The organism is Spiroplasma endosymbiont of Lasioglossum villosulum (assembly GCF_964020195.1).
In the GTDB taxonomy this organism is placed as follows: Bacteria; Bacillota_I; Bacilli_A; order Mycoplasmatales; family VBWQ01; genus Spiroplasma_E; species Spiroplasma_E ixodetis_A.
Map to the genome: position 1 here is coordinate 1,074,728 of NZ_OZ026539.1, position 16,959 is coordinate 1,091,686.

At 25.6% G+C, this 16,959-nt stretch carries 10 protein-coding genes; 2 read left to right on the forward strand and 8 right to left on the reverse strand.

Annotated elements, in window-relative coordinates:
- Window positions 1-463: 463 nt before the first annotated feature.
- The 5 genes from AACK81_RS06165 to parE all read right to left on the reverse strand — a co-directional run bounded on the left by AACK81_RS06165 (window position 464) and on the right by parE (window position 8,565).
- Complete coding sequence (locus AACK81_RS06165) at window positions 464-1,291, reverse strand: formate/nitrite transporter family protein (RefSeq protein WP_338960663.1); 828 nt, start codon at window positions 1,289-1,291, stop codon at window positions 464-466.
- 20 nt (window positions 1,292-1,311) lie between these two features.
- Window positions 1,312-2,262, reverse strand: coding sequence for an L-lactate dehydrogenase (locus tag AACK81_RS06170; protein ID WP_338960666.1), 951 nt, complete (start codon window positions 2,260-2,262; stop codon window positions 1,312-1,314).
- Between the two features lie 246 nt (window positions 2,263-2,508).
- Entirely contained in the window at window positions 2,509-3,948 is a 1,440-nt protein-coding gene (locus AACK81_RS06175; RefSeq protein WP_338960667.1) for an NADP-dependent glyceraldehyde-3-phosphate dehydrogenase, read from the reverse strand.
- A gap of 158 nt (window positions 3,949-4,106) precedes the next feature.
- On the reverse strand, window positions 4,107-6,620 hold the full coding sequence (gene parC / locus AACK81_RS06180) for a DNA topoisomerase IV subunit A (RefSeq protein WP_338960669.1): 2,514 nt from the start codon (window positions 6,618-6,620) through the stop codon (window positions 4,107-4,109).
- A 22-nt stretch (window positions 6,621-6,642) separates the two neighbouring features.
- Window positions 6,643-8,565: a DNA topoisomerase IV subunit B gene (gene parE / locus AACK81_RS06185; protein WP_338960672.1), complete on the reverse strand. Its 1,923-nt coding sequence runs from the start codon at window positions 8,563-8,565 to the stop codon at window positions 6,643-6,645.
- Between the two features lie 354 nt (window positions 8,566-8,919).
- On the opposite strand from parE, the gene AACK81_RS06190 reads away from it, so the two are divergent.
- Window positions 8,920-10,791, forward strand: coding sequence for an ankyrin repeat domain-containing protein (locus tag AACK81_RS06190; RefSeq protein ID WP_338960675.1), 1,872 nt, complete (start codon window positions 8,920-8,922; stop codon window positions 10,789-10,791).
- 196 nt (window positions 10,792-10,987) lie between these two features.
- Here the strand turns inward: AACK81_RS06190 and uvrC are convergent, their stop codons facing one another.
- Window positions 10,988-12,757: an excinuclease ABC subunit UvrC gene (uvrC, locus tag AACK81_RS06195; protein WP_338960678.1), complete on the reverse strand. Its 1,770-nt coding sequence runs from the start codon at window positions 12,755-12,757 to the stop codon at window positions 10,988-10,990.
- A 104-nt stretch (window positions 12,758-12,861) separates the two neighbouring features.
- Window positions 12,862-13,974: a hypothetical protein gene (locus AACK81_RS06200; protein ID WP_338960679.1), complete on the reverse strand. Its 1,113-nt coding sequence runs from the start codon at window positions 13,972-13,974 to the stop codon at window positions 12,862-12,864.
- Window positions 13,975-14,651: 677 nt separating this feature from the next.
- Between AACK81_RS06200 and AACK81_RS06205 the strand changes: the two genes are divergently transcribed.
- A complete protein-coding gene (locus tag AACK81_RS06205; protein ID WP_338960682.1) occupies window positions 14,652-14,849 on the forward strand; it encodes a hypothetical protein in 198 nt (65 codons plus the stop codon).
- A 312-nt stretch (window positions 14,850-15,161) separates the two neighbouring features.
- Here AACK81_RS06205 and AACK81_RS06210 read toward each other — a convergent pair whose 3' ends face one another.
- A complete protein-coding gene (locus AACK81_RS06210) occupies window positions 15,162-16,931 on the reverse strand; it encodes a ribonuclease J (protein WP_338960685.1) in 1,770 nt (589 codons plus the stop codon).
- Window positions 16,932-16,959 lie beyond the last annotated feature (28 nt).

The window sequence follows — 16,959 nt, forward strand, 5'->3', positions numbered from 1 at the left end:
CTTTAATAACTTGACCTGATGAATCAATAATTTGAATATTTTTACTATCTTCTTTTAAAATATATGTTTTACTATTTAATCTAATAATATCAATTCCATAAAGATCTAATTCAGAATATGTATTACTTACATAATCATAAATTAATACTTGATTATTATCATCTTTAATTACTCAAACTTCTCTATTAGTTTTAAAAAAATATTTTGCTGTTCACGATAATTTATTAATAGTAAAATCGGAATTACTTACTAAAAGACTATAGTCTCCATTATCTGAGTTAATAATAACTTCATCATCACGAATATAGTTAATTTCTTTTATTGTATGAAATAAAGAAACAAATTTTAAAATATACTTATCAAATAACTTCTATTTACAATTAATTTATTTTCATAAAATTAATAAATCCATTACTTAAAACTAAAGTAATGGATTAATTTTTATATTAAACTAATAATATATTTATAATGTTATTTTTGGTAATTCTTTTCTAAAGATTAAATAATACATACCAGGTAATAAAATACCACCACCAATAAAATTACCAAATAAGGTTGGAAGTTGTACTTGATAACCAAATTGTAAAAAGTCATTAAATCCACTATGAATTCCATAAATATTAAATAAAGGCCCTAATCCTCAAACATAAGAATTTGCTACAACGTGAGAAAAACCAGATAAGGCAAAAACCATAATTACTAATCCTATTAATAAAAATTTAGCAGTAGATAAACGAGTGGCATGAGAAATATAAACACTTCCTGCTACTAAAAAATTACATAATATACCACTAAAAAAGGCTTTTCATCAAGACATTACTAATTTATGATTAAAAATACTAACAGCATTATCCAAAAAAGCTTGATTATCAAAAAAGCCTGCTCATCATGTAAATAATGAAAGAATAAAACAACCTATAAAATTACCAATTAATACTACTAGTAAGTTAATTAACATTCTTGTTAACTTAACTTGTTTTTTTATTAATGGCATAAATATCATGGAATTAGAAGTAAAAAGTTCACCACCCATAAAGACAATCATAGTAATTGCTAAAGTAAAAATAAAACCAAATGTTAAATTTTTAATACCATTATCACTTAATCCTCTACTACCAAAAATAGCCGCAATATAAGCAATACCAACAAAAAATCCAGCCGCAATACCCATTAAAAAAGTTTTTAATAACGGACTTTCTGCTTTCTTTAATGCATACTTATAAACAGCAATATAAGTTTCAATACTTGTTAATGTTTCTTCATTATTGATATTTTCTACACTTGTATTCACGAATAAACTACTCCTATCTTTTATTTAATAGCAGCAAAAACTGTTTCTAAAGTTTCTTTAATAATTGCACAAGATTTATCAAATGCCGTTTGCTCTTCTTTCGTTAATGGTAACTGAACTACTCTTTTTCAACCTTTTTCGTAAAGTATTGTTGGTACACCAATATAAAAACCTTGCTGTCCATATTCTCCCTGTAAATAAGCACCTGCTACTAAAACGTGATTTTGTCCTTCAAGGATATTTCTTACTAATAATGCCAATGCTGCACCAATACCATAAAAAGTTGCACGCTTTAATTTAATAATTTTATAAGCTCTTTGTGCTACTTCTTTTCTTAATTCTTCTAAATCTTTTTCTTTAATTCTACCTTCAGTAATTTGTTGATAAATAGTTTTATTACCTACCGAAACCGAACTTCAAGGAATCATTGAAGAATCACCATGTTCACCAATTACATAAGCAGCAACTGACTTTGGATTAACTGCAATTTTTTCTCCAATTAAATATTGTAAACGTAAGGTATCTAAAATTGTACCAGAACCTAATACTTGATGATAATCAAATTGTGTAATTTTTTGATAAACAGTTGTCATAATATCAACAGGATTAGATGCAATAATAGTAACACCTTTAAATCCTGATTTTTTAATTTCTAAAGCAATGCTCTTCATAATTTTGGCATTATCTGCTACCATATTTAATCTTGTTTCACCATCTTTTTGTGGTCTTCCGGCAGTAATAACAATAATATCAGCATCTTTACAATCGCTGTAATTTCCCGCCTTAATTGAAATAAAAGGATGATCTAAAGCTGCTTGACAATCAGCAAAATCAATCGCATTACCTTCAGCTATACCTTCAAAAGCATCAATTAATACATATTCTTGGGCTAAACCTTGATTAATGGCACTGTAAATAAAACTACTACCAACAGCTCCACATCCAACAAGGACAATTTTTCGTTTTGCCATATTTACCTCCATATTTTTTGCATTTCATGTAACAGTACTTTATCCTCGGCACTATTTTAATAACTTACTTTTTAAAATAAAAGTTACAATGATATGTAATATTTTTATTATGCTTTTTATATAAGAATGTTAAAAAAATAAAAATCTAATTAACAAGGACAAAAATTTATTACATTTTTATCTTACCACTATTTTAATAAAAAAATAAAACTTATTTTTTTATTAAAATAAGTTTTATTTTTTCTTTTAAATTTTTGTTTTTCAATTAATAACAATCCCTTTTGGTCTAGTAAAAGCAAGTAACGAAGGACGAATACCTTGTACGCCAAGACCCGAATCCTTAACACCAACAAAAGAAAAGTGATCGGGACCACGTTGTGACTGATCGTTAATATTAACACTTCCAACTTCTAATAATTTAGCAATACTCATTGCACTATTAATATTAGTAGTAAAAACAGAAGCTTGTAAACCATATTGTGAATCATTTGCAATATTAATTGCTTCTTTTACTTCATCAAAAATAATAATCGGCAACAATGGTGCAAAAGGTTCTTCTCATGCTAAATTCATTTTTGTTGTTACGTCAGTAATAATAGTTGGTCACATTAAATTTTCTTTAAATTTATTACCAACTAAACAATTGGCTCCTTTATCTAAAGCATCTTTAATTAATTTTTTAGCATTATCAACTGTTGGTTGATCAATAACAGGAGTAATATCACAATCATCTGTGGGCAAACCAACAGTTAACTTTTCAACTTTTTCTTTTAAAATTGGAATTAATTTGCTACTAATTTTTCTTTGTACTAACACTCTTTTAATAGCAGTACAGCGTTGTCCTGAATAACTAAATGCACCTTTAATGATTTTGGTTGCTGTATCTTCAAGATCAGCATCATTAAGCACTATTGCTGGATCTTTACCTCCTAATTCTAAAATCAAATCAGCTTTTAAAGATTTCTGTGAAATACGATTACCAACAACAGCACTACCAGTAAAAGAAATAACATTAATTGCTTCATTTTCAACTAAACTATCACCAATTTCACTACCTTTACCACTTATAGCATTAAAAACACCATTAGGAATGTTAGCTTCTTTAGCTAATTTAGCTAAGTGTAATCCCACCAATGATCCTTGTGTTGCGGGTTTAAAAACAACACTATTACCAGTCACAAGTGCTGGAAATATTTTAGAGACTGATAAATTTATCGGATAATTAAAAGGGGAAATAGCAAGAACAATTCCTTTTGGTACGTATTCAAAAACAGCTAATTTGTTCATACTTCCTCAACTATCACCTGTATAAGATTCAGGATGAAGACGTAATGCTTCTTGTAAAGTATATTCAATATATTCAACTGTTCTATCAATTTCACTGCAAGCTGCTTTTGTGCCTTTAGCAATTTCATTAGTCATTAATTCAGCAAGTATTAATTTATCGTGAATAATTAATTGTTTTCAAGAATTTAAAAAAGAAATTCTTTTTAAAATAGGCATTTGTTCTCAATTTTTTTGAGCAAATTTTGCAGATTCATATACTTTTTTAATTTCAACTTTAGTTAAGGCAGGAACTTGGCCTGCTATTTTATTAGTGGTGGGATTGATAACTGATATTCAATTACCATTTTCATACAAGTCACCATTAATTAGAGATTGATATTTAATAATATTATTTGTCATCTATACTTCCTCCTTAAATCACTACCATAATAATTATAGCATTGATATAAGTCATATCCTATTCACTCTTAACTAAAATTATTATTTAAATTTATATTATGAAAATCAAAAAAACTAATTCTTTAAAAAGTCCATAATTTTCAATAAAAAAGTTTATTTTAAATACCATTGTTGCTTTCTTTTCCATCAAAATTTTCTGATATTGATGATATATCAGCATCAATAACATCAGTTTTTAAATCAATCACTAAATTACTACCGCCAGCAATAATATCATCAACAACTACTTTGCCAGTTCCTTCATTTACCTTGCTAAGATTAATGTCACTTGCTTTAATCACTAATCATTTTTCTTTTTTCGTTAATATATTAATAAAAGATGTTGCTGGTGATAAGAAAGTTTTAATAATACTAATACTTTTACTTTTAGGAACTTTTATTACTTTATTACCTTTTGTTGTTCGTGAAGTTTGTTCAATAGTATTGAATAACATTCGTTTAATTGTTCCAACTGATGTTAACATTGCATAAATATCATTACTATTACCACAAGCCATTCCTACCACTTCATCTTCTTCAGAATTAATTTTCAAAGCTTTAACACCTGTTGCAGTTTTAGTTAATAATGGAACTTTCGTTTCTAAATATTTTAAAGTCATACCCTTGCGAGTACTAATAACAATAAAATCATGACCGGTAGTACTATTAACACTAATAACACTATCGTTCTCTTTTAATTTAACATATTTGGCGGTTTTATTAAATCTGGTAGTTGCTAACTCTAAAAGTGGCATTCTTTTAATTAAACCATATCTAGTAGCGACTACTATATTTACATTTGGCTGTTCAAAACTATTAACTTGCGCAACACTAATAATTTTTTCATTTCCTTCAAGTTTACATAACGTATTAACATGAATACCATTATCTTTCCATTTATTTTCTTCTAATTTAAAAATTGGTATTAAAAAATAATTACCTTTATTTGTAAAAAATAATAAATTATTAAAATTATTGAACATTGCTCCACCAATAATAACATCATTTGGCTTACGCCCAAAATCTTGATAATCAAGATTTTGTAAAAATACTTTACTACTTATTACCTTAATTCAACCATCATAACTAATACTAACAAATACATTTTCTTGTCGCAATGTTGCTTTTTCATCAATTGTAATTTCAGAAATTTCACCTTGAATTTGTGATTTTCTTAATCCAGAAAAATGAGAATTAATTTGTTCTAACTCAGTAATAATAACTTGACGTAGTGAATTTTCATTATTAAGAATTTCTTGTAAAACAATAATTTTACTTTCAATATCTGCTTTTTCTAAAACTAATGATTGAATATCAGTAGCAGTTAAACGATATAAACGCAATTGTACAATTGCTTCTGCTTGAATATCAGTAAAATTAAAAGCTGATATTAAATTTAATTTTGCTTGCATACGGTCAGTTGATGTTCTAATAATTTTAATTACTTTATCAACTTCACTTAATGCAATAACTAAACCATTAACAATCTCTAATCTTCGTTCTAATTGTGCTAAGTCATATTGTGAACGCTTAGTAACAACATCAATTTGATGATTAATATAAAAATCTAACATATTAATTAAACTCATTTGTACTGGTTTTTTGTTAGCAATTGCTACTAAATTAAAGTTATAATAAATTTGTAAATTGGTATTTTTAAATAAATAATTTAAAATTTCTTGTGGTTTACTATCTTCTACTAAATCAATAACTATTCGTAAACCAAAACGATCCGTTTCATCACGTACTTCTTTAATACCATGAATTTTTGCTAATGTTTTAACATCATCAATTTTTTTAATTAAATCTTGTTTAATAACTTCAAATGGAATTTCGGTAATAATTATTTGTGGAATTTCACCTTCATTATTAATATGAGTTTTGGCACGAATTGCAATTCGCCCCTTACCAGAACGATAAGCTTCTTTAATACCTTTAATCCCTTGAATAATTCCTCCGGTTGGAAAGTCAGGACCCTTAATAACACGCATTAATTCGTTTAAATTACATTGTGGATTATTAATTCTCATGACAATTGCATTAATTACTTCTTGTAAATTATGAGGTGGAATATTAGTTGCCATTCCAACGGCAATTCCAGAAGCACCATTTACTAATAAATTTGGAAAATAGGCAGGTAAAACTGTTGGTTCTGTTTCTGATTCATCAAAATTTTTAATTAAACTAATAGTATTTTTCTTAATATCCTTCAGTAATAATTCTGAAATTAATGATAAACGTGCTTCTGTATATCGCATCGCAGCAGGATTATCACCATCAATTGAACCTTTATTACCGTGCATTTGTACTAATGGTCATGCTACCTTTCACTCTTGTGCCATTCTACACATCGCAGCATAAACCGCTGTATCACCATGAGGATGATATTTACCAATTACTTCTCCAACAACACGAGCTGCTTTTTTATATGCTTTATCATTGGTTAAACCCAAATCATTCATAGCATGCAAAATTCGACGTTGAACTGGCTTCAAACCATCACGGACATCGGGCAATGCTCGTTCTAAAATAATATATTTGGCATATCGACCAAAACGTTCTGCAACAATATCATCAATAGGATAAGATAAAATTTGTTCATTATTTTGTTGAATCTCTTCTTTACTATTCATAACTTATAAACTCCTTTTTTTCTTAATAATCACTAGCTTCAAAAGAAATATTTTCTTCAATTCATTTTCGTCTTTTTTCTGGTTTATCACCCATTAATATTTGAATTTCTGTTTCTGCTGATAGAGCATCCTCAATAGTAATTTTAATTAATTGACGGACGTTTGGGTCCATAGTTGTTTCTCATAATTGTTCAGCATTCATTTCTCCTAAACCTTTATAACGTTGCAGGTCATATTTACCTTTAATTGTTTCAACTTTATCTTTTAATTCTAACTCATTTCAAACATATACATGTTTCTCTTGCTCTTCTTCTTTAAAAGAAATTTTAAATAAAGGCGGTAATGCAATATAAATATTACCCGAAGTAATTAAATCTCGCATATAACGATAGAAAAAAGTTAGTAATAAAATTTGAATATGGGCACCATCAGTATCGGCATCAGTCATAATAATGACTTTATTATAATTACAATTTTCAATACTAAATTCGTTACCAACACCAGCACCAATCGCATTAATAATCATACTAATTTCCTCATTATTAAAAAGATCAATTACTTTAGTTTTTTCGGCATTAATTACTTTTCCTTTTAACGGTAATATCGCTTGGAACTTACGATCACGACCTGACTTGGCACTGCCACCAGCGGAATCTCCTTCCACTAAAAATAATTCATTAATATTAGGATTTTTACTTTGTGCAGGCACCAATTTACCTACTAAAAATTTTTGCGTATCTTTACTTTTATTACGCAATGATTCACGTTCTTTTCTTAAAGCATTACGAATATCACGAGCCTTAATGGCTTTATCAATAATTTTTTTAGCAGCATCACTATTTTCGTGAAGTCAAAATGAAAATCTTTCATTAACAATATTATCAACAACAATTCTTGCTTCGGGCGTTCCTAATTTACCTTTTGTTTGACCTTCGTATTGAATTAAATTTTCAGGAATACGCAACGAAACAATAGCAACCAAACCTTCTCGCAAATCATTACCTTCTAAATTTTTATCTTTTGCTTTTAATAATTCTTGTTTTCTTGCATATTCATTAATAGCTTTTGTTAAACCACTTTTAAAACCAACTAAATGACTTCCACCATCAACAGTTTTAACGTTATTGGCAAACCCTACTAACGTTTCGCTATAATCTTCCGTATATTGTAATACAATTTCAACGTCAATATTATTTTGTTTACCTTTTAAACTAACAATTGGTGATAAATTTTTTTTATCTTTATTTAAATATTGCATAAAAGCAACTAAGCCATTTTCATAATGAAAAGTTTCTTCAGTACCTGTCCTCTTATCAATTAATTGAATACTTAAATCATTAATTAAAAAAGCACTTTCACGTAAATGTTGTTCAAATAAATGAACATTTCAATCACAACCTAGAAAAACACGATGAAAATCAGGTAAAAATTGTACCCTAGTTCCTGTTTTATAAGTGTTACCAATCATTTTTAAACTTTGATCAATCTTACCACCATTTTTAAATTTAATTTCATGAATTTTTTTATCACGATGAATAGTAACAATCATTCAATTACTTAAAGCATTTACTACTGAAGCACCAACGCCATGTAAACCACCCGAGGTTTTATAACTATTAGTGTCAAATTTTCCACCAGCATGTAAAACCGTATAAATAACTTCGGGAGTACTTTTTTTTGAAGCATGCATACCAGTTGGAACACCACGACCATTGTCTTCAACAGTAACTGACTTATCAACATTAATAGTAACAACAATACTAGTACAAAAACCAGCTAATGCTTCATCAATACCATTATCAACAATTTCTCAAACTAGATGATGAAGACCACGATTATCAGTAGAACCAATATACATTCCAGGTCTTTTTCTAACTGCTTCTAGACCTTCTAAAATTTGAATTGATGATTCATTATAAACACTGTTTTTTGGTTTATTTGCCATGAAAAAAAACTCCTTACTACAATTTACTTCATTTTCATTTTATCATATATTTATTTAAAGATAATGTCAATAAAAGAACTAAATCAATTTTATAATTTAAAGTTAAAGGTTTCTATACAAAATTTAAGATAATACATTTAAAATAAATATTTAACTAATAATTTTTAATTATTAATAAAACAGCTATAAAAATAAATATAAAAAAACTATTAACTTTTAAATTAATTAAAAGTTAATATTTGAATCATAAAAAAAATAAATATAATAATCTTATAAAGATTATAGAATTTTATCGCTTACTTATTTTAATGTTTACAAAATAAATGGGTTTTTTATTGTTAAAGGAGTAAAAAAATGAATGACGATTTAAATGAAAAATTAATAAATAGTGCTTGAAATGGCGATTTAGATACAATTAATATTTTACTGATAAATAATTGTGCTGATGTTAATTATTTAACTATAAATAATTTTAGTGCTTTAACACTAGCCGCCTGAAATGGACACTTAAATATCGTTAAAACTTTACTAGAAAATGATGCTAATATTAATCATGCTAATATATTTGGTAATACTGCTTTATTATTAGCTGCTGAAAATAATCATATTGAAATAGTTAATACACTAATAGAAAATAACGCTAATATTAATCATGAAAATAATGGTAATGAAACTGCTTTAATCTTAGCTGCTAAAAACGGACACTTAAATATCGTTAATATCTTAATAATGCAACATAATATTAATATTGATCATCCTAATAATTTTAATAATACTGCTTTAACACTAACTGCTAAAAACGGACACTTAAATATCGTTAATGTATTAATAACACATAATGCCAATGTTAATCATATAAATGAAGATAATGATGAAACCGCTTTAATCTTAGCTGCCAGAAACGGACACCATGAAATCATTAATCTCTTAATCGATAATTTTGCTAATATTAATCATGAAAATCGTTATGGTGATACAGCTTTAATATGAGCCGCCAGAAACGGACACTTAAATATTGTTAATAGCTTAATAATGCAACATAATATTAATATTAATCATGAAAATATAGAAGGTTACACTGCTTTCAAGTGAGCCGCTACAAACGGATATTTAGATATAACTAATGTTATAATAGCGCATAATGCTAATACCGATCATACAAATCAAATAAATAATAATGCTTTAATATGAAGCGCGCGAAATGGTTATCTAAATATAGTTAATAGTTTAATAATACATAATACCAATATTAATTATGTAAATGAAAAAGGTGATACAGCTTTAATATGAAGTACTTGAAAAGGTTATTTGGAAATAGTTAACACTTTACTAGCAAAAAATGTTAATGTTAATTATTCAGATCAATCTGGTTACAGTCCTTTAATGATAGCTGCTAAAAATGGTTTTTTAGAAATTACTAATGCTTTAATAAAAAATGGCGCCAATGTTAATCATACAAATCAAGTTGGTGATACCGCTTTAATCTTAGCTGCTAAAAATGGTTTTTTAAAAATTGTTAATAGTTTAATAGAAAATAACGCTAATCTTAATTATGCAAATCAAAATGGTAATACAGCTTTAATGATGGCCAATAAAAATAACCATATAAAAATAGCAAGAATAATCGAACAAATAAATCAAATAAATCAACTAAAGGCAGAAAATTTAATAAATGCTAAAGAAATGATACTAAACATTAATAATGTTTTAAATGAACAACTAAAAAAAACTAATAAAATAAAAGATAATCAAAATGATAATGAAATTTGAAAAAATAATCAAGAAGAAATTATTGAAATCATTGATAACTATAAACATAATTTAAATCAAAAACTTAAAAATATTAATTCAGAACTTAATAATCATTCTCTAAAAAAAGATTTTATTAATATTCTAAAGTTTGGAAAAGAAAATTATTCATTATTACATATAGCAGTATTAAATGATTGACAAAAATTAGTAACTTATTTAATAAATGAATGACCAGTTGATATTGATTATCAAAATAACTCAGGAAATTCAGCATGAAATCACGCTTGTATGTTATTACAACCAAAAAATACTTTGACTATTAAAAAAGAACATCAATTAACTTATAAAAATAAAGTATTTATAAAACAATTAATTCCTTCATCTCCAAATTGAAATCCAATTGAAAAAAAGAAATTAATAAAAATGCTAGTGAAAATAGAAAAAAATTATTGACTATTATATGCCAAAAGATAAAAATAGTATTGAGAGTTGAGAACATATTAGTAGTATCGATTTACAAATGCAAAATTCTTTCACAAACGAAAGCAATACGTTAAAATTTTCAATATCTTAAAACATTAAGATATTTTTTATCTAACTTTTGATATTTTTACATTAGTAACTTAGATAAATATCTTATTTACGTTATTATTTATTTCTTAATAACATATTATTCAAAACTATGTAATTCTTTTCATAGTTTTTCTAAAATTACTTTTGATTTAACTAATGATGAAAGTTCTGTTTTTGTAGCATTTTGCAATAATTGTCAAGTTGGAAATTGCTGTAATATTTTATTTTGTAATTGTAAACCAATTCCTGGTACTGATGATAAAACACTACTTATCATTGATTGACTTCGCTTTGCTTTATGATATTTAATTGCATAATTATGAACTTGATCTTGTAATTTACTCAAAAATAAAAAACAAGCATCAGTCTTAGGAATATTAATAATTTGCATTTTATCATTTATAATTTTATCAGTTTGATGTTTTTTATTTTTAACTAATCCAATAATAGGAATTGTTAAGTTTAATAATGTTAGTTGTTCTAATGTAGCACTAATTTGTGGTTTTCCACCATCAACAATAATTAAATCAGGAAGTGGCAATTTATTAATAACTAAGTGATGATATCTACGATAAATCATTTCACAAAAACGATGATAATCATCAACAATTTTTGGAACTAATAAAAATTTGCGATAATCATTAAAACTAGGATTACCATTCTTATAAACAATCATACCACCAACACTAGCACTTTGTTGAAGATTAGAAACATCAAAAACCTCTAAATGATTTAAATTAGGAATTTTTAATCATTGTGATAATACTTTCATCATATTTAACGGCGCATTAAACTGATTAGTCTGTAAATAATTATTTCATGCATAAATGGCATTGGTTTTTGCCAATGTTAAAATATGTTCTTTTGTTCCTTTAATTGGATTAATAAATTTTATTTGTGGAAATAATAATTTTAATTGTTTTAAATCAATATTTGATGGTAAATATATTTCATTTGGCAATGTATTTTTACTATATAGTTGTTGACAATAATTACGAATTAAATCTTGAATTTCTAAGTAATTATTTTGAACTATTTGTTCATCTTTAGCTTGCAATTTACCATTACGATAAAATAAAGTAATTAAAACAACCATTTCATCTTCAATTAAAAAATTAATAAAATCGCGATTTCCATAATCTTGAAACTCAACAACTTGTTGTGATAAAAATAGATCTATTTTTGATAACAAAATTTTAATACGATTAGCATTTTCAAATTGTAAGTTTTCAACACTAATATTCATATTATTAATTAATATTTTTTTAACAGCAGTAACATTCCCTTTGAAAAATTGATCAATTTTACTAATCATATCTTCATAATAAGTAATAGGTACTGATTTAAAACAAGCGCCAGAACATTGCTGTAAATGATAATATAAACAAGGTTTACCAAGATTACCAGCACATTTTCGTAATGGAAAAATTCGTTCCAATAACTTTAAAATTTCACGCGCACCAGTACCATCGGGAAATGGTCCATAATAATGTCCCTCTTTTTTAGTAGCACTACGTACATAACGATATTGTGGATCACGATTATTAGTGATTTGAATATAAGGATATTTTTTATCATCTGTTAACAAAATATTATATTTAGGATGATGTTTTTTAATCAATGTTTGTTCTAAAATTAAAGCCTCTTTTTCATTAGATGTCGTAATGTATTCAACATCATGAATATCATTAACTAATAACATTGTTTTAAAATTACTGGCTTTATTTAAATATGAAGTTACTCGTTTTTTTAATGAATTAGCTTTACCAACATAAATTAAATTATTATGTATATCTTTAAATAAATAGCATCCAGCAATATTAGGTAAAAGTTTAATTTTCATTTGTAGTAAAGATTTTTCTGCCATTAGTTCACCTAAATTTATTAACAAATTAAAAGATACTTTGATTTTAACATTAATATAATGTTTTATCCTAAAGTAAACTCTTAATTTTATTCATTATTAATTACTTATGATTCGTTATTAATAATAGTATCGTTATCATTAATAATTTCACGATTTAAAATACTATCTTCTAAACTTTTTTTAACTACCAGAGTACCTTTGCTATTACTCATTACATCTTTTTGTTTTTCAGGGTCAATTTTACCAAAAGGAGTTAAATAACTATTTTCATTAAAATAAACAATAGGTGAAGAAGATTTATTGATAATGTCACTATTATCATTTTGTTTTATTTCATTTTGTTTTATTTCATTTTGTTTTATTTCTACTTTTTTTACTGGTGATATAGGTGGTTCCTTCTTTGATTCCTTATTAAAATTATTTTCTTTTCTAAAAGATTTTTTAACTTGTTTATCAATTAATAATTTTTCTTTTTTTAACTTAATATGTTTTTGTTTTAAATCAGCATTTATTTTATTTTTTTGCTTTTTATTTTTATTATTAATAATAATTTGTTTAATAATTTGTTTAATAATTTGTTTCATTTTGCTAAAGAAAATAAAAGGTTTATTAAAAATAAATAAACAAGTTAAAGAAAAAATACTAATAAAGTTTGCAATTAAATTAGTAACAAAAAAACCATAATTAAAAATACCTATTAAAACATTACTAATAATGCCACCAGTAGCATATGCTGGAAAAAAGGTTTCAACACTAAAGTCTTTAAAAGAAATTGGTGAAGCAAAAAAACCTAGATAATTATTTATAGCATTTGTATTTCATCATGTTTTAACGTATATTTCACTAATATTTAATAGGTTTAAATTATAATAACTAGTTCATAAATTATTCTTTCCTAAAATTATTAAAGTTAAAGTTTGTGTTGTCCAACAACTAATCACTAAAAATAAAAAAGTAACAAAAATATACTTCAATTTAAATTGCATGCTATAACCAAAAGCTAAAGGAATAATCATTAAAAAAAGAAAGAAATAAACAGCATATTTCACTCATCCAAATAAAAAAGAAAAAAGAAAATCATCAAGTACTTTACCAATTATTGAAAATCTAGTTAAACTAACTATTAGGAAAAAGAAGATTACTAATAAGAAAAAAAGTAACCCAACTTCATCACCACGAGATTGAGATTTTGATATTTTAATGCCATTTTTAATCATAAGAATATCACCTCTTAACAGTCTCCACAAAATAACTTATAAAAATAGTATAACATAATTGATATATGTAATATCTTTCTATAATCGATTTTTGATTTATTATTGCAAAAGAACAATAATATTTTTTTAATACTTTTATCATAAAAAATGTATTATTTAAATTTCATATTCATTATTTTCTAGATTTTAAAAATTTAAAATAAATCATTTTTCTTATTTATATTTATTTAACAATTAATTTATATAATATTATATAATCATTGTAAACTTAATATAAGTTTTACCCGTTGCTTCATTTAAAGTAAAATGGGTTTTTATTTTCTAATTTTAAAGCGGACATAAACAATGTGAGGTTTTAATAAAAATAAAAAAAAGAACAAGAAAGACAAAAAGAAGCCGAAAAACAAGCAGAACAACTACGAAAAATTGAAAGAGACCAAACTAAATTAAAAGCCGAAAGAGAAGAAAGAAAAAGACAAAAAGAAGAACAAGAAAAAAAAGAAAGACAAAGAGAAGCCGAAAAACAAGCAGAACAACTACGAAAAATTGAAAGAGACCAAGCTAGATTAAAAGCCGAAAGAGAAGAAAAACAAAAACAAAAAGAAAAAAGAGAAAGAGAAGAAAAAAATAGAAAAGCCGAAGAAGAAAGCCAACCTGTAAAAGAAGCAAATGAATATATGGAAAAACAAAGAATAGAAAGAGAAGCAAAACGAGAAAAAATTTTTCAAGAAAAATTAAAAGAAGATAGAACTAAAGAATTAAGAGAACGTGCCAGAGCAGCTGAAGAAGATGAAAGGCAAAAAAGAGAACGTGCAGAAGCAGAAAATGCAGCAAAAATAAAAGGTAAAGGACATTATAATCCATGAAATTTTTAAATTTTAAATTTTTCTATTAATTTATATAATGTAGTTTACAAAGTTATTGGATTTTTAATTAATAAAATAAAAAATTTCTTCAACCGAAACTAATATACAAGTTGAAGAAATTTTTTTATTACTTTCAAATTTTCCAGCAATAATTTTCATGTTTTTTTACTAAATGCACTATAAATTATTTTAAATTGATTTTCAATAGTCTTTAGTATTTTTCTAAACTGGTTCTAATTTAGTAAACATTATATAAATTTTAAAATTAGTTTAAATATGAAAAAATTATATAATTTAAGGTTAATGATATTATCATTAACCTTAAATTTCATTAACAACTGTTAAAATCATAGGTAACTTACCAGTTTCTTTTTTAATATAATCTTGTAAATCATTTTTCATTTTAGTCTTAACTTCACTAAGACTAAAAGCAGTATTAGTTTTATATTTTTCAATAACATTAATAATAATGTTTTGCAATTTTTTCAACATTTCTTCATTATTAGTTAAATAAACAACACCACGCATTTGTGCATCAATTAAAGAAACAATTTCCTTAGTTTTACAATTTATTGTCACTCCTGTAATTAAAATACCATCACGTTGTAATTGTTTTCTTTCACTAATAACAATTGAACCAATATCACCAACACCAATACCATCTACATATACATCACCAGTTTTTATTAAGTTATCTGTTGTTTTATTAGTAGCATTTTTATCATTAAAACGAGAAGGACGTGCAACATACTGTTTAACAAAATTATCAATTAATTTACCATTTTCAAAAGTAATAACTTCACCATTATCATGAATTAAAGCATTGTTATGTAACACACCAGCATCAATGGCTGCTGCTTGTGCTGCTACAAAATCTTTATATAAACCTTTAACTGGTAAAAAATATTTTGGTTCAATAATATTAACCATTAACTTAATATCTTCATAAGAAGCATTTAAACTTCAAGCTTGTTTTTCTGATATATTAATAACTTTAACATCAGTACGTGCTAAGTCATCTAATAAGGCTGCATGAGCCAATTCATTTCCTGGAATTGGTGGAGTTGCTAAAATTATTGTATCTTGCGATTCAAGTTTTAAATAATCATCATTACCAATAGCAATTTTATTCATTCTAGTAAATAAACGTTCACCACTACCAGTAACAATAATTACTGTATCTTTAGTACCAATTGTTTGTGCTAAATTAATAATTTGTGATTTATCAATATTGAAAGCGTTTAAATCATTAACTTTTAATAAAATATCATATAAAGTTGCACCATAAACTGCAATTTTACGTTTAGAGTCAGTTTCTTTAATAGCATTAAGAATTTCACTAACACGATATAAATCTTGATCATAACATGCAAGAATAACCCTTCCTGGTGCTTCTTTTAATACTGGTTCAATAATAGTTTGAATTTTATGCTTAGGAGCTGTAAAAGCTTTTCTATTGGCACATGTTGCTTCACTAATTAATAATAAAACATCATTTTTAGAAACACTAGCTAAATGTTGAATATCAGTAGTAAAATCACTACGATGTTCACCATCAAAAATATAATCACCCGTATAAACAATTGTTTCATTTAATTTAATATTTTCACCATTATTTACAGTTAAAACAAAACCTAAACTACCTGGAATTGAAGTAGTTGTTTTAAATGTTTTAACAACAACATTACCAAACGATACTTTTTGTTCAGGCTCAATAGTTTTAATTATAATTTCATTTTGATTAATAAAACGAAAACGTTCTAATTTCTGCTTAATCATAAAATCAGTTAATTTACTAGTAAAGATTGGAACTTTATACTCGGGTTTTATTTTATTAAAATCTTTTAAAATATAAGGTAGTGCTCCAAAAGCATCATCAGATGGTTTTGAAATAAATATACCTTGAATACGATGTTTATTTTCTTTTAAATATGTATAATCTGGAATAATAATATCAATTCCTAAAATTTCTCTTTCTGGGAGTCTAATGCCGGCATCAAATACAAATATCTTATCATTTACTTCAACAACATATAAGTTTTTACCACGTTCATCTAATCCACCCAGAGCAAATACTTTTATCTTTGCCATGTTTTCACCAGTTTTCAACTTTCTTTAT